21 protein-coding genes are annotated in these 19,468 nt (G+C 64.7%); 5 read left to right on the top strand and 16 right to left on the bottom strand.

Annotated elements, in window-relative coordinates:
- Positions 1 to 232 precede the first annotated feature (232 nt).
- A complete protein-coding gene (locus JKL45_RS10490) occupies positions 233 to 1,510 on the top strand; it encodes an O-antigen ligase family protein (protein ID WP_201861083.1) in 1,278 nt (425 codons plus the stop codon).
- Between the two features lie 9 nt (positions 1,511 to 1,519).
- The gene (locus JKL45_RS10485; protein WP_201861082.1) at positions 1,520 to 2,722 is read left to right on the top strand and encodes a glycosyltransferase family 61 protein; all 1,203 of its coding nucleotides are present in this window, start codon (positions 1,520 to 1,522) and stop codon (positions 2,720 to 2,722) included.
- A gap of 146 nt (positions 2,723 to 2,868) precedes the next feature.
- On the opposite strand, the gene JKL45_RS10480 is transcribed toward JKL45_RS10485, so the two are convergent.
- From JKL45_RS10480 to ygfZ, 9 genes are all read right to left on the bottom strand, one after another.
- Positions 2,869 to 3,117 carry an exodeoxyribonuclease VII small subunit gene (locus tag JKL45_RS10480; RefSeq protein ID WP_201861081.1) on the bottom strand — a complete coding sequence of 83 codons (249 nt, stop codon included), beginning with the start codon at positions 3,115 to 3,117 and terminating at the stop codon, positions 2,869 to 2,871.
- A 34-nt stretch (positions 3,118 to 3,151) separates the two neighbouring features.
- Positions 3,152 to 5,848 carry a DUF2339 domain-containing protein gene (locus tag JKL45_RS10475; RefSeq protein ID WP_201861080.1) on the bottom strand — a complete coding sequence of 899 codons (2,697 nt, stop codon included), beginning with the start codon at positions 5,846 to 5,848 and terminating at the stop codon, positions 3,152 to 3,154.
- Between the two features lie 49 nt (positions 5,849 to 5,897).
- Positions 5,898 to 6,416: a tyrosine phosphatase family protein gene (locus JKL45_RS10470; RefSeq protein ID WP_201861079.1), complete on the bottom strand. Its 519-nt coding sequence runs from the start codon at positions 6,414 to 6,416 to the stop codon at positions 5,898 to 5,900.
- Between the two features lie 219 nt (positions 6,417 to 6,635).
- Positions 6,636 to 7,229: a YfbR-like 5'-deoxynucleotidase gene (locus JKL45_RS10465; RefSeq protein ID WP_201861078.1), complete on the bottom strand. Its 594-nt coding sequence runs from the start codon at positions 7,227 to 7,229 to the stop codon at positions 6,636 to 6,638.
- Positions 7,229 to 7,837 (bottom strand): DNA-3-methyladenine glycosylase I, encoded by a 609-nt coding sequence (locus JKL45_RS10460; RefSeq protein WP_201861077.1) that lies wholly within the window; start codon positions 7,835 to 7,837, stop codon positions 7,229 to 7,231. The genes JKL45_RS10465 and JKL45_RS10460 overlap by 1 nt, the downstream gene beginning before the upstream one ends.
- 57 nt (positions 7,838 to 7,894) lie before the next feature.
- Positions 7,895 to 8,383, bottom strand: coding sequence for an aminoglycoside 6'-N-acetyltransferase (aac(6'), locus tag JKL45_RS10455; RefSeq protein ID WP_201861076.1), 489 nt, complete (start codon positions 8,381 to 8,383; stop codon positions 7,895 to 7,897).
- Entirely contained in the window at positions 8,346 to 9,002 is a 657-nt protein-coding gene (locus JKL45_RS10450; protein WP_201861075.1) for an FMN-binding negative transcriptional regulator, read from the bottom strand. Before JKL45_RS10450 ends, aac(6') begins: the two co-directional genes overlap by 38 nt.
- A gap of 104 nt (positions 9,003 to 9,106) precedes the next feature.
- Positions 9,107 to 11,050 (bottom strand): hybrid sensor histidine kinase/response regulator, encoded by a 1,944-nt coding sequence (locus JKL45_RS10445; RefSeq protein ID WP_201861074.1) that lies wholly within the window; start codon positions 11,048 to 11,050, stop codon positions 9,107 to 9,109.
- A 112-nt stretch (positions 11,051 to 11,162) separates the two neighbouring features.
- Positions 11,163 to 12,041 (bottom strand): CAF17-like 4Fe-4S cluster assembly/insertion protein YgfZ, encoded by an 879-nt coding sequence (ygfZ, locus tag JKL45_RS10440; RefSeq protein WP_201861073.1) that lies wholly within the window; start codon positions 12,039 to 12,041, stop codon positions 11,163 to 11,165.
- Between the two features lie 77 nt (positions 12,042 to 12,118).
- Between ygfZ and JKL45_RS10435 the strand changes: the two genes are divergently transcribed.
- A complete protein-coding gene (locus JKL45_RS10435; protein WP_201861072.1) occupies positions 12,119 to 13,456 on the top strand; it encodes a dihydroorotase in 1,338 nt (445 codons plus the stop codon).
- Between the two features lie 9 nt (positions 13,457 to 13,465).
- Positions 13,466 to 14,068 carry an HAD family hydrolase gene (locus tag JKL45_RS10430; RefSeq protein ID WP_201861166.1) on the top strand — a complete coding sequence of 201 codons (603 nt, stop codon included), beginning with the start codon at positions 13,466 to 13,468 and terminating at the stop codon, positions 14,066 to 14,068.
- 21 nt (positions 14,069 to 14,089) lie between these two features.
- Here JKL45_RS10430 and JKL45_RS10425 read toward each other — a convergent pair whose 3' ends face one another.
- The 7 genes from JKL45_RS10425 to JKL45_RS10395 form a co-directional block, all read right to left on the bottom strand.
- The gene (locus JKL45_RS10425) at positions 14,090 to 14,746 is read right to left on the bottom strand and encodes a LysE family translocator (RefSeq protein WP_201861071.1); all 657 of its coding nucleotides are present in this window, start codon (positions 14,744 to 14,746) and stop codon (positions 14,090 to 14,092) included.
- Between the two features lie 45 nt (positions 14,747 to 14,791).
- The gene (locus tag JKL45_RS10420; RefSeq protein WP_201861070.1) at positions 14,792 to 15,184 is read right to left on the bottom strand and encodes a VOC family protein; all 393 of its coding nucleotides are present in this window, start codon (positions 15,182 to 15,184) and stop codon (positions 14,792 to 14,794) included.
- 36 nt (positions 15,185 to 15,220) lie between these two features.
- Complete coding sequence (locus JKL45_RS10415) at positions 15,221 to 15,613, bottom strand: VOC family protein (protein ID WP_201861069.1); 393 nt, start codon at positions 15,611 to 15,613, stop codon at positions 15,221 to 15,223.
- Positions 15,614 to 15,629: 16 nt separating this feature from the next.
- The gene (locus tag JKL45_RS10410) at positions 15,630 to 15,893 is read right to left on the bottom strand and encodes a hypothetical protein (protein ID WP_201861068.1); all 264 of its coding nucleotides are present in this window, start codon (positions 15,891 to 15,893) and stop codon (positions 15,630 to 15,632) included.
- Positions 15,894 to 16,068: 175 nt separating this feature from the next.
- A complete protein-coding gene (locus JKL45_RS10405; protein ID WP_312896942.1) occupies positions 16,069 to 16,677 on the bottom strand; it encodes a TIGR02301 family protein in 609 nt (202 codons plus the stop codon).
- Positions 16,674 to 17,123 (bottom strand): NUDIX hydrolase, encoded by a 450-nt coding sequence (locus JKL45_RS10400; protein WP_201861067.1) that lies wholly within the window; start codon positions 17,121 to 17,123, stop codon positions 16,674 to 16,676. Before JKL45_RS10400 ends, JKL45_RS10405 begins: the two co-directional genes overlap by 4 nt.
- Positions 17,120 to 18,241 carry a citrate synthase family protein gene (locus tag JKL45_RS10395; RefSeq protein WP_201861066.1) on the bottom strand — a complete coding sequence of 374 codons (1,122 nt, stop codon included), beginning with the start codon at positions 18,239 to 18,241 and terminating at the stop codon, positions 17,120 to 17,122. Before JKL45_RS10395 ends, JKL45_RS10400 begins: the two co-directional genes overlap by 4 nt.
- Before the next feature lie 75 nt (positions 18,242 to 18,316).
- Here JKL45_RS10395 and JKL45_RS10390 point away from each other — a divergent pair, with 75 nt between their 5' ends.
- Positions 18,317 to 19,387 (top strand): citrate synthase/methylcitrate synthase, encoded by a 1,071-nt coding sequence (locus JKL45_RS10390; RefSeq protein ID WP_201861065.1) that lies wholly within the window; start codon positions 18,317 to 18,319, stop codon positions 19,385 to 19,387.
- Positions 19,388 to 19,468: the final 81 nt, after the last annotated feature.

Raw genomic sequence — 19,468 nt, 5'->3', positions numbered from 1 at the left:
TCAAATCGGAAACCCCGTTCCATTTGTCTGAAGTATCGGGACATCTCTCGCCCAAGGCGGAGGCAACCTGTCGCACCAGCCCGACTAAGTCGCAGCGTAGCCTACGAACATTAGCCGACGAAACTCCTTTGCTCGTCGCATTTTATAAGCTTCCGTCAGATCACACTTAGTTGAAAACACGGAATCGAAGTGCTAGACGGCGAACATTCCCGAAATACTATTCCAGACCCTCATGGGGCAAAGTCTGCCGGTTCTGATGACGCTCGATACCTCCCGACTGACTTCCCCCACAGCCCTGGTCCGTAAGCACCTTGCCGACCACAGGCGGCTTCATGTGCTGAGTGCAGCGGCCTTCATCCTCTTTGTCGTCGCCATCTTCTTCGCCAGAGGCGGAAAGGCCCCAGGTCTGTCCGTCGCGCCCATCTTTGCCGGGGCTCTTCTCGCTTTTGCCAGCGGGGCAGCGGCTGACACGCTCCGGAAAAACCTGTGGCTCTGGCTCTCATTCGCTTTCCTAGTGGCATGGCAGATGGCGGGTGCCCTGTTCGGCGATATGCCACGATCGATCGACGACCCTTCCAAAATCGCATTGCTGGCCGCGTTCTTTCTTTTCGCCGTGCAGACGTCCCGGGTCTTGAACACCCGGCAGATCCTCTGGATTATTGCCGGCATCGGTGCAGCAAGCGCCTTCCTATCGATCGTTGTCCACGTTGTGAGAGCCCCGGATCTCATGGGCCGCATGATCCCCCTCGGGCGCGGCGGTAATCCCATCCCGGGTGCCGGAGCGCTCGCAAGCGCCCTGATCGCCACGATGGCGCTTTGGGTGGATGAGAAGAGCAGAAGTCGGAAGACCATGGCCATCCTCCTGATGCTGGCGGTGCCGCTTGTGGCCGGTCTCGTCTGGACTCAGAGCCGAGGGCCTCTCATTGCCCTCTGCCTGGCCCTGCCGCTTGCGTTGCTGCTCGAACGGCGCGGCATGCTCATCGTGCTCATGGGCTGCTTGGGGAGTTGGCTCGTCGTGACGGGTCTCGTCATCTTCGAGCCGAATATCAAGGCCGTAATCTGCGGCGACAACGTTGACTGGTGCCGGCCCTCAAACCGCAGCCAGGTATGGGAACTCGTTCGCGCTCAGATCGCGCTTCATCCCATTCTGGGCAGCGGACCGGAATTCCGGTTTCCCTATGAGTGGTTGAGCCATGCCCATAACGGCTTTTTCGGAATCGCCCTGTATTTCGGTCTCGGGGGACTTGTCGCATCCGCCTTCATGGTTGCAGGCTATGCCCGGTGCCTGACCCGCGCGACGGACGATACCTTGCGCTTCTTCGGCCTAGCGTCGCTCATCTTCTCCTTCGGCTATATGGGGGCCGACCTGCCGAATCCGTTCGCGTTCTTCAACACGCATTACCTGTTCATGTGGTTTCCCATCCTGCTCGTCCTGGCGCGTGATAGGGTCTCCTTCAACGTCAAGGCGACATCTGCGGCCCCTGTGCCCGGCGTTGCCCAGCGGATATAACGGATCGCGATGGCCCGACACCATTCCGCCCTTCATCGGACCTTCGATCTGAAGCCCATCGCCTTCCGCTTAATGAAGGGGCTTACGGGCTCCAGTCCGGCGTTGCGGAAGGCCGTGTCGTTCTTTCCCGATTTCGGCTGGCCGGATGATGCGAAGGTCAAGCTCCTCGAGGACAGCGTGCATCCCTTGCGCCTGATGCAGAGCCGGTATGATCGGCAGCGCGCCTTCGTCAGCCAGCACAATGTCGACGTGATGAAGCCGGACTGCCGTTTCAAGGACCAGGACTCCGCCCATCGGGTGGTTGCTCTGCTGTCCGGCATCCTGGTCCCTGGCCATACTCTGACTCCCGTGGATGCGGCTACAGGCCGGCAGCTTTCCTTCGACACGAATGCGGACAGCAACTGGAACTTCGCGCATCCGGCGCCTGCGGCCTTCCACACGCGCCGGGTGGGTGGGGTCGTTGCTGCGATTCCCCCTTACTCCCATTACGGCCATCTGCTCACCGATGTGCTGATGCCGCTGTGCCATGCGCTCGACCGGGGTGTCGTGGCCTCGGGGGAAACACTTACCATCGCCACGGCGCGCTCGGTCAATTCCCTGGTCATGAGCTTCATCGAGGGCCTGCGCCGTAAAGGCTTATCCATCGATCACGTGAGGCTCGCGCCCTGGGAGCGGATCCAGGCGGATTCCTACCTTTATGCGCGCACCCATTGCAGCAATGTCGAGAGGCTTTTCGCGACGCCCGAGGCAATCGGGTTCGCCCGCTCGGTCTTCGAGGCCGCATACCAGGATCGACAGCTCCCCGAGCCTGCGTCACGCACTTATCTGACCCGGGGCGACACTCGTCTGCGCCGGGTGGACGGAGAGGACGCCCTGATGGACGGGCTGCGCCAGCGCGGGTTTCAGATCGTCCAGGCGTCCTGGTCGAACCACCACGAGCAGATGCAGTGGTTCGGCGAAGCCCAGATCGTCATGGGGGTCCATGGGGCAGGCCTTGCCAACATTCTCTGGGCGCAGCGCCAGCCTCTGCTCATTGAGCTGATGGCGCAGAACGGGCGCAAGAGCACGGGCCTGCATTGGGCCGCTGAAGTCGGTGCCGACTACGAGCCCGTGATCGGCGGAACAGAGGGACAGAAGCAGGCCTTCGCCATCGATCCCGATGCCGTGCTCCAGGATGTCGACGCGGCCATCGAGCGGAGCCGCGCCGCCTGATCTTTCAGTGACTTAAAGCATCGTGCGGAAAAGTGGATTCGGTTTTCGCTGGCGCGGCCCGCTGGGTCCGGTCACACGATGCTCTCATCAAGAAGAAAGCATCGGAATGATCTCAAAAGTGCAAGTCCACTTTTGAGTCCAATGCTTTAGTTCTCGACGTCCAGCGGAGCCGTGCCCGAGGCGGCGCCGTCGGGGCCGATGGTGATCTTCTCGATCCTGGCCTCGGCCTTCTTCAGCAATTGCTCGCAATGCTTCTTCAGGGCCTCGCCACGCTCATAGATCGCAATCGAGTCCTCGAGAGGCACGTCGCCACGCTCGAGGCGCCGCACGATCTCCTCCAATTCGGCCAGGGCCTTCTCGAAGGGCAGGGTCTTGATGGAGGCGGTGTCGGTCATGCAACTGTCCGTCAGTTATCTTGCTTAGGCAATGTCACGATGGGATTGCGGCATTGCTGGGTCGATGGGCGAGGAGTCTCTGATAGACGAGACCGATGCCGATGAGAACAAGGCCGAGGCCGATAAATGACAGGGCGCGCATGACGCCCTCCAGATTGGCCAGGTCGACGATGAACACTTTCAGCACCGCCAGCACGAGATAAGCCGCCGAGGCGAGGCGTGCAAAGCGATTGTTGCGGGCCAGTCCCAGGCCGAGAAGCAAGATTCCCGTGACCAGCAGGGCGACTGAGTAGGCCCAATGCTCGCCCTGGGTGAAGCCGCGCCAGAGCGCCAGTTCAGGCCCCGTAAAGAGCCGCCGGATCCCCAGCCCGACATAGGCTGAGAAGAGCAGCAGGCTCAAGATTGCCGAAGAGAGGCTGTAGAATCGGGGGCGGGCCCGCCGCTCGACGAGGGCCAAGCCTGCAGCGAGCAGGGACGGCAGCAGATAGGCCGGGATCAAGGCATTGAACACCGGCCCGCCCAGAATGGCATCATCGGTCAGCATCGGATTCTCGACGAGGAGCAGCCCTCCGGCGCAGAGCGCCAGGGAGGCGAACTTGAAGATCAGGGAGCCCCAGCGATAGACCGGGTCTCCTCGCCTGAGATCCAGGCGTGTCAGGAGGATCGCGAAGACGAGGCTTTCCGTTGCAACAAGTCCAACCTCAAGGAGATCGGTCGAGAGTGCCAGCGGATCTCCCGCCCGGAGGGCGTGGCGGATTTCGAAGAACACCAGGAAGGCCGCGAAGACGATCCCCAGGCTCTCGGTCAGCTGAACGATCCTGTCGCGGCCGGAGCGCTCCAGCAGTCGGCTTGCGGCGAGAAAAGCCACGGCTGGAACGCCGTAGCCCCAGAGGAGCCAGTTGATCAGGATCGGTCCGGGATCGCCTTCCACGATGGTCGGGTTGGCGATCAGCCGGCCCAGAACGATCAACCCGATGCCGCCGACCGCATAGCGCAGGGCAGGCAGGGCCGTTCTCTCGGAAACCCAGGCTGTGCCTAAGGCCGTCAGGGCGAAGGCCACGGTCAGCATGCCTTTGTCGAGGGCAAAGGTCAGGCCGAGGGCAAGCGCCGCCAAGGCGGCCGAGGCAGCAGCCCCGAGGCCGAGCCGGATCGGAGCACCTTCCTGGCGGCTGAGCCAGCGGGTGGCGGCGATGAAAGCGAGGGCGAGGAGGCCGGCGATGAGGGCAAAGGACAGGCTCCGCTCCAGGGAGGCTACCCGCCAATAGGCTGCCACGAGTGCCAGAAGCGGACCGATTGTGGCGGCTCCGGTGTACCAGGCGGCTGCGGAAAGGCGTAGGTCCGGCGAGCGCGCCAGCCTGAGGAGGGACGCGCCAGTGATGGCCGCGGGAGCCAGGAGCGCGAGGCCGAGATAAACCTCGAGGGCGTGCGGCCTCACCGCGAAGAGATCGCCGCTCTGATAGAAGAGGTTCTCGGGTGTGCCGCCGAGATCGGCCCTGATGGGCCAGACCAGGAGAGCACCGATTGCGGTCAGGGCTGCCCAGGCGGCAGCCGGGGCCGCCGGCGCGAAGCGGATGCCTGTTCCCAGCAGGACGAGCACGATGGCGGCAACGAAGACCGCACGCCCGTCGCCAGCCGCAACCGTGCCCGACACCGCAACAGCGGCAACCGCGAAAGCCAGGAGCACGATACTGGCTGCCCGGTCGATGCCGCTTTCGGCATCAGAGATCGGGCGGTAGGGCAGAGCTACCAGGAAGAAGGCGGCCAAGCCGGCTTGGAGAACCAGATGCACCATGGCCGGCAGGGCATCCTGCGCGTCCAGGATGAAGATCAGGAACGTCCAGATCAGCACGCCGGTTGCGGCCGCAAGCGCAAGCCAGCGCCACAGGCGCAGGCGCGCGACCCCATAGGCTGGCAGCACCACGAAGGCGAGATAGATCACGAGCGCCCAGGGCTGCGGCTCGTCCGACGAGACGAGGAGTGGGCTGCCCATGGCGCCGAGCACACCGAGCGCGGCCAGGATGGGGCCGTGCAGGGTGGACGCGACCATGGTGAGAACCGCGATCAGGCCTAAGGTTACGAAGGCCGCGGCGGGACCGATCAGGTCGTAAAGGGCATAGGCTGCGTACGCGGCCGCAAAAGCCCCGCAGGTTCCCGCTGCCGTCAGGATGCTGGGCACGTTGGCGCTGGGAATACCGGGCAGGGCGACACTGCTTTCGCGACGGCGCAGCCATTCACCGGCCCCGATCAGGGCAAGGGCGAACAGACCGCCAAAGGCGATGCGGGTGGCCGGGCTCAATAGGTTCTGTTCGATGGAGTAGCGGACGAGAAAGATGCCCCCGAGGGCCAGCGCCACGCCGCCAACCCAGACGGCCCAGCGGGAGCCGAGTGCTTCCTCGAAATCCCGGCCGGGAGGAGCCGGCCGCGGCGTCGGCGGTTGGATGGCTGGAACCGATCTCGCTGGCCGCAGCGCTTCGGTTACCGGATCCAAGGGCAAATCCGGTGCAGGAGCCTCCTCAATGGGAGCTTCCGGCATGGGTGCCGGTGCCTGCTGCTCCGCCGGGGAGGCGGCCGGTCCGGACTGCGCCCGAACGAGTCGCAATTCGCCCTCCAGAGCCGCAACCCGTCCCTGCAGGAGCATCAGCTTGGTGCGGGCTGAAAGGCCGAGAACCAAGCCCGCGATGGCGCAGACCGGAATGCCGAGGGCCAGCAGGACGAGAAAGGGGATCTCCAAGGGATGGCCTCAGTGTTCGTGACAGGCTGATTGTCCGAAGCGGAATCGCCTAGTTGCCGTTAAGCTGTAACATGAAGGGCGTCCCCTCCATAGCGTCGGCTCCACGCCCGATCGACCGGATCGCATCGACCATCCGGCCCCGGCGGCCGAGAATGTCGTCGGCGAGCGCGATGAACCGGCCGTTCGGGGTGGCACTGGGGGCGGCTGCACGCAGGCTAAGGGCAATGGAGGCCTCGTCTCGCTCCGGCGCCAAGGCACAGGCCGCGATGTAGGCGCCGGCGGTCGAGCGGCTGATCCCGGCCCAGCAATGGAGCACGAGGGGGCTCTCCCGCCCCCAGGCCCGGACGAAGGCGAGCAGCTGCTCCATGTGTTCCGCGCCCGCCAGCACATGGCCTTCGAGCGGCGCCACGATATCGCTGACGCCGATGAATAGATGGCGATCCGCTGCAACGCCCGTGAGGCGCGGCACCTCGGCTCCGGCTCCCATGAGGCTCACCACGTGGCTGGCGCGGGTTTCGGCCACGGTGGCGTGCAGGCGGGAAAGGGGACAGACGTGAAGGGTCGGCATGGATCTGGTTCCGGGGAGGTGAGGAGCCTTATACGATTCGGATTGGCAGTATGAATTGAACTGCGGTGTCATTCCCGGCCGGAGCGTAGCGGAGGGGAAGGGAATCCACTCGCACACGCGGGGCGATGGATCCCCTTCCCGCACTTCGTGCGCCGGGGATGACACCCTCTCGTCATGGCCGGGCCTGTCCCGGCCATCCCGATCAGATGAGGCTGCGCGTCACTTCGCCAGCGCCGCTGTGACCTTCTGATGATAGCGCTCCTCGGCCTGATTCACGGGCCAGGGCTCCAGAAGGGCCAGCACCGTGCGGGGCAGGGGCTCGGGTCGTCCGAAGAACTTGATCGCCTCCTCGCGGGCAAAGCCGGCAAGGTGCGTCGCCTCCAGGAAGGCCGCCTGCCGGTCCGCCTGCTTGATGAAGCGCTTGAGCGCGGCCGCCGGCTGCGCTGGCAGGCCGAAATGCAGGTGGATCGCTGCGAGCAGGCCCGCCTCGATAGTCTTGTACGCATCGCCGATCACCGCCTTGAACGGCGAGATGATGTCGCCGATCACGTATTCGGGCGCATCGTGCAGCAGCACCGCAAGACGCCACTCGCGCGACATCTCCGGGCTGGTATGGGCGGCAATCGCCTCAACGAGCAGCGAATGCTGCGCTACGGAGAAGATGTGCCCGCCGATCGTCTGCCCGTTCCAGCGCGCCACGCGGGCGAGCCCATGGGCGATGTCGTCGAGCTCGACATCCAGCGGCGACGGATCGAGCAGGTTGAGGCGGCGGCCGGAAAGCATCCGCTGCCAGACACGCGGTTCCTTGGCCATCAGAGAGCCTTGACGAGCGCCGCGCACTCGGCATGGCGGTAGCAGCCGGTGAGGTGATCGTTCGTCATGCCCACCGCCTGCATGAAGGCATAGACGATGGTGGGCCCGACGAAGTTGAAGCCTTCCGCCTTCAGGGCCTTCGAGATCTTGCGCGAGACCTCGTTCTCGGTCGGCACGTCCTTGCGGGTTTTAAGGTTGGTCTGAACCGGCCGGCCGTCGACGAAATCCCAGAGAAATTTCGAGAAGCCGCCGCGCTCCTGGATGACAAGCCAGGCACGGGCGCCTGCAATCGTCGCCTCGATCTTGGCGCGGTTGCGCACGATGCCGGGATCGAGCATCAGCGCCTCCACCTGGGCCTGATCGAACCGGGCGATCACGGCCGGGTCGAAGCCGGCAAAAGCGCTACGGAAGTTCTCGCGCTTGCGCAGGATCGTGATCCACGACAGGCCCGCCTGAAATCCATCGAGAATCAGCTTCTCGAACAGCGCCCGGTCGTCGACCTCGGGCACGCCCCATTCGGTGTCGTGGTATTCCACGTAGAAGGGATCGGTGCCGGGCCACCAGCAGCGGGATTTGTTGTCGGGATGCAGGATCAGTCCGTCGCTCATGCAGCCTGTGTAGCGGGAGTGCGGGGAAACGGGAAGATCCACCCCGGACCAAACGCGTCAGGAGCGGAGCTGCTTCCGAAAATACACGACCCGCTCCGTCTCCTCGAAGCCCAGGGCCTTATGCATGCTCTGCGAAGCCTCGTTGTCGAGGAGAACGTCGGAGGCGAACTCACTGCACCCGAGGCTTCGAGCCCATCGCTCCACCGCCCGGCACAGCAGCCGGGCGAGGCCTTTGCCGCGATGTTCCGGCTGCACGTAGATGCCTTCGAGAAAGGCCACCGGAGAGGTGGCGCAGCCGTTCACGTAGTCGTGGCGCAATGCCGCTTCCGCAAAGCCCGCCGGCGTGCCGTCGGGCAAGCGCACGAGAAGCGCGATGGCTTCCTTCTGCTCCCAGAGCATGGCCTGCGCTTCGGCGCGATGCTCATCCTTCGGCCCCTCGGGCCACAGGGCATGCCTTAGAACGACCCATTCCTCGAGGGTCTGCAGCATGCAGGGCTCGACGCGCGGTTCAAGATTGTCGGCCACCGGGCAAGGCTCCCCGCGCATCGACCAGATCCGCCATGTGCCGCGAGGCATCGTCCTCGGCAAGGCGCAGCCCCTCGGCCACGCCCTGGCGGTCGGCCTCCGACCGGTTCTGGCTCACCTTCCACTTGCCCTCGATCCGGGTGATCTCGATCTCGATGCCGACGATCCCCTTGAGTTGCGCGGCCACGAAGGGTGCCGGCGCATCGCTCACGGTCCAGGGCTCCGGCCGGGTGGTTTCCTGAACATCGGTCATGGCCGTGATCTGCCGGAGAAGCCAATCGGGATCGTCGATCACCCGCAGGCGGCCATAGGCCTGCACGATGGCGTAATTCCAGGTCGGCACCACCTTGCCGTGTTCGCGCTTGGCCGCATACCAGGACGGGGTGATGTATGTCTCGGGCCCCTGGAAGACGACAAGGGCCTCCAGGTCCGGGCTGAAATCCTGCCATTGTCCGTTCGCTCGCGACAGATGCGCCTTGAGCGTTCCATGGGCCGAGGCGGCGGCATCGAGCACGAAGGGAATGGGATTGGCCACGAGCCCCGCGCCGCCTAGCGTCACCAGAAGCCCGAGCGGATGGGCCCTGATGAGGGCGTGCTGAACCTCGCGATTGTCCTCGCGGAAGTGGGGTGGCTGATACATGGCATTCCCGGGGCGATTTTGGCTGGATGCTAGCGGGAAGCCTTTGCCGGCACCAATCAAAATTGCCGATACCGTCCATCACTTATGGCGATGAGCCTTCATGCTCAGGAGCGGAGTGCCCGCAGCTTGTCGGCAAGCTCGGTCCAGCGATAGGGCTTGCTGATGAAGGAGACGCCCGGACCGAGTCCCTCCGAGGGCAGGGCCGACATGGGATAGCCCGATGCCAGCAGAACCTTGAGATCCGGCCGCATCTCCCGGGCCTTGCGGGAGAGTTCGACGCCGTTCATGCCGTTGGGCATGATCACGTCGCTGAACATCACATCGATCACCGCATCGGTCTCCAAGACGGCGAGCGCCTCCTTGGCATCCGTTGCGGTCAGAACGTCGTAGCCGAGGCTGTCGAAGATATCGCTCGCCACTTCGAGCACGGCGGGCTCGTCCTCGACGATCAGCACGGTGCCGGCGCTGTCCCGGGCCGGACGGATCGTCCCGTCCTCGTCCTCCACGGCGGCCTCGTTCCCATTCTCCTGGGCCGGCAGCAGCATGGTGACCTTGGTGCTTTGGCCCAGAATACTGTCGACCTTGATGTGCCCGCCCGATTGCGTGACGAAGCCATAGACCTGGCTCAAGCCTAGGCCCGTTCCCTTGCCGATCTCCTTCGTGGTGAAGAACGGCTCGAAGACGCGGTCGAGCACCTCGGGCGTCATGCCCGTGCCGGTATCCTCCACCGTGACCGAGACATAGGGGCCGGGCTGCAGCTCGGCAGCCGCGTGCTCGTTCGCGCCCACGGTCACGTTGCCGGTCGTGATCGTCAGCGATCCGCCGTCCGGCATCGCGTCCCGCGCATTGACGATGAGGTTGAGGAGAGCCGCCTCGAATTGCGGCGCATCGACCGAGATCGAGCGAACCTGTGGGGCTAGCGCAAGCTGCAGCTTCACCAGCTCGCCGCAGGCCCGGTGCAGGATTGCCTCGAAGCCCCCGATGAGGGTGTTCGGGTTGTGCAGGGCCGGCTGGAGGGGCTGGCGGCGGGAGAAGGCCAGCAGCTGCTGCGTCAGCTTCGCGCCGCGTTCGGCCGCACGCTGAGCCCCCTCGATCAGCCGCACGTCACGGGCATCGCGGGTGTTGCGTGTGAGAAGGTCCAGGTTGTTGACGATCACCGTCAGCAGATTGTTGAAATCGTGCGCCACGCCGCCCGTAAGCTGCCCGACGGCTTCCATCTTCTGCGACTGAAACAGGGCCGCCTGGGCCTGGGCCAGGGCTTCTTGCGCCTGCCGGCGCTCGGTGATGTCGCGGGTGATCTTGGCAAAGCCGATGGTCTCGCCCAGGTCATTCCGAATCCGGTCGATGACCACGCTCGCCCAAAACCTTGTGCCATCCTTGCGCAGGCGCCAGCCTTCCGCCTCGAACCTGCCCTCGCGGGCAGCTGTCTCCAGCGCGCGCCGGGGAAGCTCGTTTGCTTGATCTTCGCCCGTATAGAACTGGGAGAAGTGCCGCCCGAGGATCTCGTCCTGCGTGTAGCCCTTGATGCGTTGCGCGCCGGCGTTCCAGTTGGTCACGCGGCCCTGCGGGTCGAGCATGTAGATGGCGTAGTCGGTGACACCCTGGACCAGCAGGCGGAAGCGCTCCTCGCTCTCCTTCAGGGCCTCCTGCGTCCTCTTCCTCTCGGTGAGGTCGCGAGTGATCTTGGCAAAACCAAGCAGCTCACCGCGAGCGTCGCGGATCGGGTCAATGACCACATGGGCCCAGAACCTCGTTCCGTCCTTGCGCAGGCGCCAGCCCTCGGCCTCGAACTTGCCCTCGCGGGCGGCTGTCTCCAGCGCCCGCCGCGGCAACTCGGTGGCCTTGTCCTCGTCCGTGTAGAACCGTGAGAAGTGCTCGCCGAGGATCTCGTCCTGCGTGTAGCCCTTGAAGCGCTGGGCTCCGGCATTCCAGCTCGAGACGATGCCCGTGGGGTCGAGCATGTAGATGGCGTAATCCGTGACCGCATCGACCAGAAGCTGGAAGCGTCCTTCCTGGGACGTCGAACCGATTCCTTGCACTGCGTTCATCAGGATCCCCCAGCAGACCGGGACGGCTCTTGCTTCGGTCCGCTCGCAGGTCGATTGCTTGTAACGTTTTTGTGAGCGCTTCGTTCCGTTGGAAGCTTGGCTTTTTGACGGCTCAGGATGCACCCTCCTGCTCTCCCGGGAAAGCGAACCTGATCCAGGAGGGCTTTTCGAGGCGCACCGGAATGCCCCCGGCCCGGATCGTCTCACCAGTTTTGAGCGCATCGTCGGCCCGGTCGAGGCGGATCATCAGAAGCCCGCGCCCCTCGGCGCTGGTGCCGGTCTTGCCCAGAAGCTTCTCGCCAGCCGTCACCTCGACGCCGAGATCGGCCGCGAATCCGCCTTCGTAGACGCCTGGCACGATGCGGGTGCGGGCCGTGCCGCGATGCTGCATGCGGGAGACCACCTCCTGGCCCACATAGCAGCCCTTGTCGAAATCGACGCCGTTCAGCTGGTCCATCAGGGCCTCGTGCGGGAAGGCGTCGCCGAACAGGAAGTCACGCCCGCCCTCGGGCACGCCGAGCCGGATGCGGTGGGCGTGAAAGGCTTCCGCCGGATCCTTGGCGAACTCCGCCGCGTCCTCAGCCGCCACCATGGCGCGCCAGCCGAGGGCGGGCAGACGCGGATCCTCGACCACGAGCCCGGCCTCGTCATCCGGCTGCGGCGCATCCCAGCCGGCTACGATGCCGAGCGAATCGGACAGGTCCTCGACGGCCACCTTTGCCCGCAGCTTGTAGAAGCCGAGGCGCTTGGCGAGGTCGGGCGCGTAGACCTTCAGGACGTCGAGATAATAGGCCCCGCCGATCTCCTCCGGCGCCTGGAAGACCAGAAAGTCGAACAGGATCTTGCCCTGGGGTGTCAGCAGGGCACCGAAGCGCGCCGTGTGCGGTGACACACGGTCCAGGTCGCAGGTGATGAGGTTGTCGAGAAAAGTCTTGGCGTCCTCGCCCGAAACCCTTACCACGCCCCGGTCGGCCAGATGGACTGACGGCATGTGCCCCGCTCCAGTTGCTCTCTACGTTCAACGTGACATATGCCCCTTCCGCAGCGGCCTCAAGGGATGAGATTGCCATGCCCCAGACCTTCGACCTGATCCTCAAAGGCGGCATCGTCGTGAATCACGACGGGCGCGTGGAGCGCGACGTCGGCGTGCGCGGTGGGCGCATCGCCGCCATCGGCGACCTGTCGCGAGCCTCCGCCGCGCGGGAGATCGACTGCCGGGGGCTGCATATCCTGCCGGGCGTCATCGACACCCAGGTGCATTTCCGCGAGCCTGGGCTCGATCACAAGGAGGATCTTGAATCGGGCTCCCGCGCGGCCGTCATGGGCGGCGTCACGACGGTGTTCGAGATGCCCAACACTGACCCGCAGACCACGACCCCGGAGGCGCTCGCCGACAAGGTGCGCCGCGGCCATCACCGCATGCATTGCGACTTCGCCTTCTGGGTCGGCGGAACGCACGAGAATGCGGCCGATGTGACGGAGTTGGAGCGCCTGCCGGGCGCTGCCGGCATCAAGGTGTTCATGGGCTCGTCCACCGGTTCTCTGCTCGTCGAGGATGACGAGGGCATCGCCAATATCCTGCGCCGCACCCGCCGCCGCGCCGCCTTCCATTCCGAGGACGAGGCGATGCTGCGTGCGCGCAAGGATCTGCGCGTCGAAGACGATCCACGCTCGCATCCCGTGTGGCGCTCGGCCGAAGTGGCGCTCGCCTGCACGCAGCGCCTCGTGCGCATCGCTCAGCAAACCGGCGCGCGCATCCACGTGCTCCACATCACCACGGCGGAAGAGATGGCGCTCCTGAAGGAGCACAAGGCGCTCGTGTCGGTGGAGGTGACGCCGCACCACCTGACGCTGGTGGGGCCGGAGGATTACGAGCGGCTCGGCACCTACATCCAGATGAACCCGCCCGTGCGCGACGAACTCCATCGCGCAGCGCTCTGGCAGGGACTCGACGAGGGCATCGCCGACATCCTCGGCTCCGACCACGCGCCGCACACCCGCGAGGAAAAGAATAAGACCTATCCCAACACGCCCTCCGGCATGACCGGTGTGCAGACGCTTGTGCCGGTCATGCTCGACCACGTGAATGCAAGCCGCCTCACGCTCGAGCGCTTCGTCGACATGACGAGCGCCGGCCCCAAGCGCCTGTTCGGCATTGCCGGCAAGGGCCGCATCGCGGTGGGATACGACGCGGATTTCACCGTAGTCGACCTCAAGCGCACCGAGACCATCGCCAACGATTGGATCGCGTCAAAATCGCAGTGGACGCCCTACGACGGCAAGAAGGTCACCGGCTGGCCCGTCGGCACCGTGGTGCGCGGCAACGTGGTGATGTGGGACGGATCGCTGGAGACGCCGTCGCAGGGCGAAGTGGTGCGGTTCGAGGAGACGCAAGGCGGAGAATAATCCATGCCGATCAGGGCCATCATGGTGGATGTCGATGGTGTGCTGATTCGTGGGAGACCGGATGATGGCTGCCATTGGTCGACGTCGCTTGAGGCAGACCTCGGAATATCTGCCGACGATCTCCACCGAGAATTTTTCGCCGTGCATTGGGATGAGATCGTAATCGGTCGGGCTATGCTTACTGATCGACTGCGACCCGTTTTGCAGAAGGTTGCCCCGCATCTCGCTGCCGAACAGCTTATCGACTACTGGTTCTCAAGGGATACGCGCTTGGACGAGAATTTACTGGCCGCTCTCACGCAACTCCGTTCCTCTGGAGTTCAGATCCATCTTGCTACGAACCAAGAACACCTGAGAGCGAAGTATCTTTTAACTGAACTCACTTTGGCCGATCACATCGATAGCATTCAATATTCCGCTCAGATCGGCGCCAAAAAGCCTGAGCCGGATTTTTTCCGCGCTGTGGCTGCGCGGACTGGCTTTAGCCCAAGCGACATTCTTCTAATCGATGATACTGCTAAGAATGTGCAGGGCGCTAAGGCGATGGGCTGGAGCGCTGTGCTTTGGACGAATGAAAGGCCATTGCACGAGATTCTGAGTGACATGGGTTGATAAAACTATTTCGCTCGGAGGCTAACGGCGCATCGCGGATGCATCACCGCCCAGCGCGAGGCGCAGGCCAAGGCCGACCATGATGATGCCGGCGAAACGCTCCTGCCAAGCGATGAGGCCAGGCCGACGCGCGAGCCAGTCGCCAATCGTGCCGGTGCCCAGCGCGACGCCCCCGAGCACGAAGAAGCCTGAAATTTTCTGCACGGCTCCCAGGAACAGCAATTGCGCCGTCACGGGCCACGTGCTCGTCGGATCGACGAATTGCGGCAGGAACGCCAGCATGAACACCATCGCCTTCGGGTTGGTCAGATTGTTGATCATACCTTGGCGCAGGGCGGCCATGTCCGAGATCGGCTGCGCCGTTTTCCGCTTCAGTTCATGGGAGCCGAAGGATCCGATGAGGAGCTTGGCTCCGATCCAGACGAGGTAGGCTGCTCCTGCCCAGCGCAGAAGATCGAAGGCCCAGGGCGATGCCTGAATGATTGATGTGACGCCCAAGGCTAGGAGCGGAAGCTGGATGATACCGGCGACCAGCGTCATGCCGATGGCCGTGAGAACAGCCGTGCGGCGCCCCTGTCCGACTCCGCGACTCAGCAGGAGAACCATGTCAGGCCCGGGCGCCAGCTGAAGCGCGAGCACAGCCATATAGAATGTCAGAAAGGTCGGAAGATCCAGCATGCCAAAGCCTTCGGTAGACGCATGTCGATTGGCAGGCGAAAAGCGCTACTTCACCCACGCCATGTTCTGCAGCACGACACGATAACCATCCGGATCCTCGAACGTCACGCCCAGGTCATCCCAGTATGGATTGAATGATCGCACCGGAGAATGCCCGTTGTCGCGCATCCGCTGCACCGCTGCTTCCCATTCGCTGCGATCCGGCAGGTAGAAGACAAGCAGGTTGTCTTCCGTTGGAGCACGGCCGGCCGTGTGCCCGCGCAGGGATGTGAACTCCAGGTGCCACATGGCCTGCGGATGCCCTAGCATCCTGCCCTCGAAGCCGCCGGTTTCGTCGAACGAGGCGATGACCTGGAAACCGAGACCATCGCGGTAGAAGCGCACGACAGCTTCAAGATCATCCGTCGGCCGCGCGACCCGAAGCTTCAGGTTGTTCATGAGCGTATCCAGCTTTGATGCTTCAGCATGGGAACTCTACTTCACCCAATCCATGTTTTGCAGCACGACACGGTAGCCGTCTGGGTCCTCGAATGTCACGCCTTGCCGATCCCAATAGGGATTGAAGGATGACACTGGAGAATGTCCGTTGATCCGCATCCGTTCGACGGCTGCTTCCCATTCGGCGCGATCAGGCAGGTAGAAGACCAGCAAGTTGTCTTGCGCCGGCGCTCGCCCGGCTTGAAGATCTCGATAATAAGTGAAGGCGAGATGCCAAGGTGCCTGCGGATGGCCTAGGATCCTGCCGGAGAAAAAGTTCTGATCATCGAAAGCGGCGATCAGTTCGAAGCCCAGCCCATCACGATAGAAGGGTATGACTTCTTCAAGCCGGTTCGTGGGCCTGACCACGCGGAGCTTGACGCCCGTCATGCGCCGGCTTCCCGCCTCAATGCTTCAGCGATAGCGCCATCGAGAATGCACCGGTGCGGATCTTGTCCGGGAGCGTAGCGGCATATTCCGCAACGGCATCCTCGCCATAGGTGGCGACGAGCTCGGTGAAGGCTGCGAAGAGGGCGGCCTGGGCCATGCAATCGCCGTCGAGCCCGTCGAGCTCGGCCTCGGCGAAGGCTTCGGTCACATAGCTCAGGGCCGCCTGCTTGAGGGCGCTGAGGTCGTGCGATTCGTCGAGAAGGACGTCGTTATCGTTCATGATCCAGGCCCCTTCGAGGGGCAGCGCGCGAGTTCGGTTGAATCATTTCTAGACATCGCGCCGACCCGCCGCCAGCATCACCTTGCAAGGAGGTTAACGCGAGGGGCAACGGGCTGAAAAATGTGGATAAGAGGCGTTGCTGCAACGCCCCTGAAGGGAGGGGCATGTCTCCCGATCAGCCGCCGTACCGCCCGGTGATGCTGCGGGCGAGCTGCTCTCCCTCGGCCAGGAAACGCACCGAGGCTTCCTGTGCGGATGGCGTGCAGACCCGGTAGGTGAGGGCATAGGCCTGATAGCCCCTGTTGTAGGCGCCGGCGAGCCGCTCCTTGCGTCCAGGCGTCGAGCCTTCAGCCTCCAGCAGAACCTGCATCCGCCGGCTCCATTCGGAGGCATCGGGTGCGCTGCAGAGGGGGCGCAGCATGGCGAGCGACCCCATGATCTCGGCGAGCCGCAGCAACTCTTTCTCGTAAGGCGCGGGCGGCGGCTCGACCGCGGGCGCGGGTTCCGCCTGCTGCTGGGGCTGCTGTTGTTGCGGCTGGGGAGCCGGCCGCTGGGATTGCGGCTGCTGCCGCCTTGGCTGCTGAGGAACGGGCTGCTGGCGGTACTGCGGTTGTGGCCGATATTGCGGCTGCGGCCGGTATTGCGGCGGAACGCCCGGCTGCTGCCCCGGTTGCTGGCCTGGAGGAGGGCCGAACAGGCGCTCGAAGAACCCTTGAGCCGAAGCCGGGGCGGGCAAAGTCAGAAGCATCGCGGGAACAGCGAGGGTCAGACCCAGGCGTTTCACGCAACGTAATCCTCGCGCGCGATCCTGAAGACCTGCTCCAGAATTCCGGCCATTCCTGCCGTCAGCGGCAGATCGGCGATGTCCCGTTCCGTGACCCAACGGATTTCCTTTGCTTCCGGACCTGTCTGGGGTTCGCCCGAAGCCCAGCGGGCCGCATGGGCGGCGATGACGACATGATGCCTTATATGGCCTTTCTCGTCCCTTTCAATGAATTCGACCGGGGCGATCAGGCCGATAAGCTTGGCCTCAACCCCGACCTCCTCGCGAAGTTCCCGCAAGGCTGCCTCAGCCAGGGTCTCTCCTACCTCAACCATGCCACCGGGAAGCGAAAAAAGCCCCTCGCTCGGCGGTTTGCCCCTGGCGGCGAGCAGAATGCGCCCGTCGCGGATCACGGCCACGGAGGCGGCGAGAACGGGGCGGGCGGGATAGAAGCGGTCGCTGGTCATGAGGAAGGCTTGTCCCCGGCGGCAACATAGCGCGCCCGAGGCCGGATGAGGGTGGCCTGGCTGCGCTGCTCGATGGCGTGAGCGAGCCACCCGGCGGTGCGCCCGATGGCAAAGAGCGTAAACGCGGCACCCATGGGCAGTCCATAGGCCCGCTCCATCATGACGAGCGCCACGTCGATGCTGGGCGCGCCGCCGGAGGCGTTCGCGATCACCCGCAGGGTCGTTGCGTCGGAGGCGAGCAGCGGCACGTTCTCCAACAGCGCCTCGCCCCGGGGATCGCCCTCGGGATACAGGCGGTGGCGGAAAGCCGGGAGGGGCGCCGCTCCGGGAGAATCGAGAAATAGCCTGACCCGCTCGGTCATGCCGCCGTGATAGGGGCCGCTCAAGGCTGCGAGGCCCGCGATGACCGCATGGCGCAGGGAGGCGCCGGTCGAGGCCGTGACCCGCACCGCGAAGGCCGAGGAGCTGAGCTCATGGTCGGCGCACAGAACCAGAGCCCGGCGGATGGCCTCTGCGGCCTGTGCCGGGGCTTTCCAGGCCGAGGCCAGATGCCTGTGGATCGGCTCGCTGCCGGGGTTGGCTCCGCTCGCGACCGCAGCGGCCATGCGCAGGATTGCCGCCACCTCGGCCGCGCGGGTCTCTCGCCCGGCAGGCTCGGACAGGAGGCGGATGGCCTGTCCCACGAAAGCGTGCGGCCCAAATGCGGGGCCGGACAGGCCGGGCGGTATTCGGGAGGGACGGTTGAACGTTTCCCTGTCGAGGGCGCCGATCAGGAGGTGCGCAACGTCCTCGAGTGTTGCGGTCCGAGCCAGGGCGATGGCGTCCTGCCCGCGATAGAACAACCGTCCATCCCTGATCTGGGTGATGCCTGTCTCCAGCACCGGCAGGCCCCAGTCGAGAGCCGTGGCGGCCGCCACTGTCGGACGGCGAAACCGCGCCTTGCGTTCTGCCAGTGCCACAACATCGTCCATGGCATAGAGGCGCTGGCGCGGATCGTGCGGCGAAGCGTAGGAGCGGATCAGCCCGCGGCTCACATAGGCATAGAGGCTCGCCCGGCTGATGCCGAGGCGGGACGAAGCCTCTTCGGCCGAGGTGAGGTCGAGGGATGCAGCATCCATATATTGATATGTTGATTCAAGATTGACGCTTCCGCAAGCCCGGCGCGATGCTCCCTGCAACACGGGAGAACTTTCATGACGATCGGACTGGACGATGTGGTGGCGGCTGAAACCGGCTTGAGCCATGTGGACGGCGAGGCGGGCCGGCTGATCATTGCCGGGCATGACCTTGAGGAACTGGCCGGCCAGATGAGCTTCGAAGACGTGGTGGCGATGCTCTGGGACGGCCTCGTTCCTAACGCCGCTTCAAACCCCAAGGCCCTTCTGAGCGAGGCTCGGCAGAGGGCCTATGCCCATCTCGCGCCGCTCAGCCCCCGGCTTGCCGGCCTGACCCCGGTGGAGGGCATGCGGCTGCTGCTCGCGAGTCTGCCCGATGCGGAGAGGGATCATCCTGCCCTCGCCGTCGGAGCGGCGGGCGTTGCAGCCGCCATGGCGGTGCGGGGCGCCCAGGGACTCGCGCCGGTCGCGCCTGATTCATTGCTGGGGCACGCAGCAGACATACTGCGCATGATGCGCGATGCGCCTGTCTCTGACAGCGAGGCGAAGGGCCTCGACACCTATCTCGTGACGGTGATCGACCACGGCCTCAACGCCTCCACCTTCACGGCCCGTGTGGTCGCCTCGACCCAGGCCGGGATCCTGTCGTCCGTGGTGGCGGGGCTCTGCGCCTTGAAGGGCCCGCTGCATGGCGGAGCCCCCGGCCCGGTGCTCGACATGCTGGATGCCATCGGCAGCATCGAGAATGCGGACGCTTGGCTCGACGACGCGATGTCCCGGGGCGAGCGCCTCATGGGCTTCGGCCACCGCATCTATAAGGTGCGCGACCCACGGGCGGATGTGCTCATGGCCGCCGTCGGACGGCTGAAGGGCAAGAGCAATCGCATCGCCTTTGCCGAGGCCGTCGAAGCGACCGCCCTACGGGTGCTGGAGCGCCGCAAGCCCGGGCGCCGGCTCGACACCAATGTGGAGTTCTACACCGCCATCCTGCTCGATGCCTTAGGGATTCCCCGCGAAGGCTTCACGCCGCTTTTCGCCGCCGGCCGCTCGGCAGGCTGGGTGGCTCACGCCATCGAACAGACGCGCACCGGCCGCATCATCCGGCCGCAATCGCGCTATGTGGGGGCTTGGCCCGCTGAGGCGGCCTGATCGGCTCTATCGCGCCGGCTCCTCGGCCGTGCGCTCGATGGCGAAGAGCGTCAAAGCAGCACCACATCGATGCTGGGCGAG

The organism is Microvirga soli (genome assembly GCF_016734765.1).
Classification (GTDB): Bacteria; Pseudomonadota; Alphaproteobacteria; order Rhizobiales; family Beijerinckiaceae; genus Microvirga; species Microvirga soli.
Note: the sequence above shows the minus strand (reverse complement) of the source record. Positions and strands in the feature narration are given on the sequence as shown.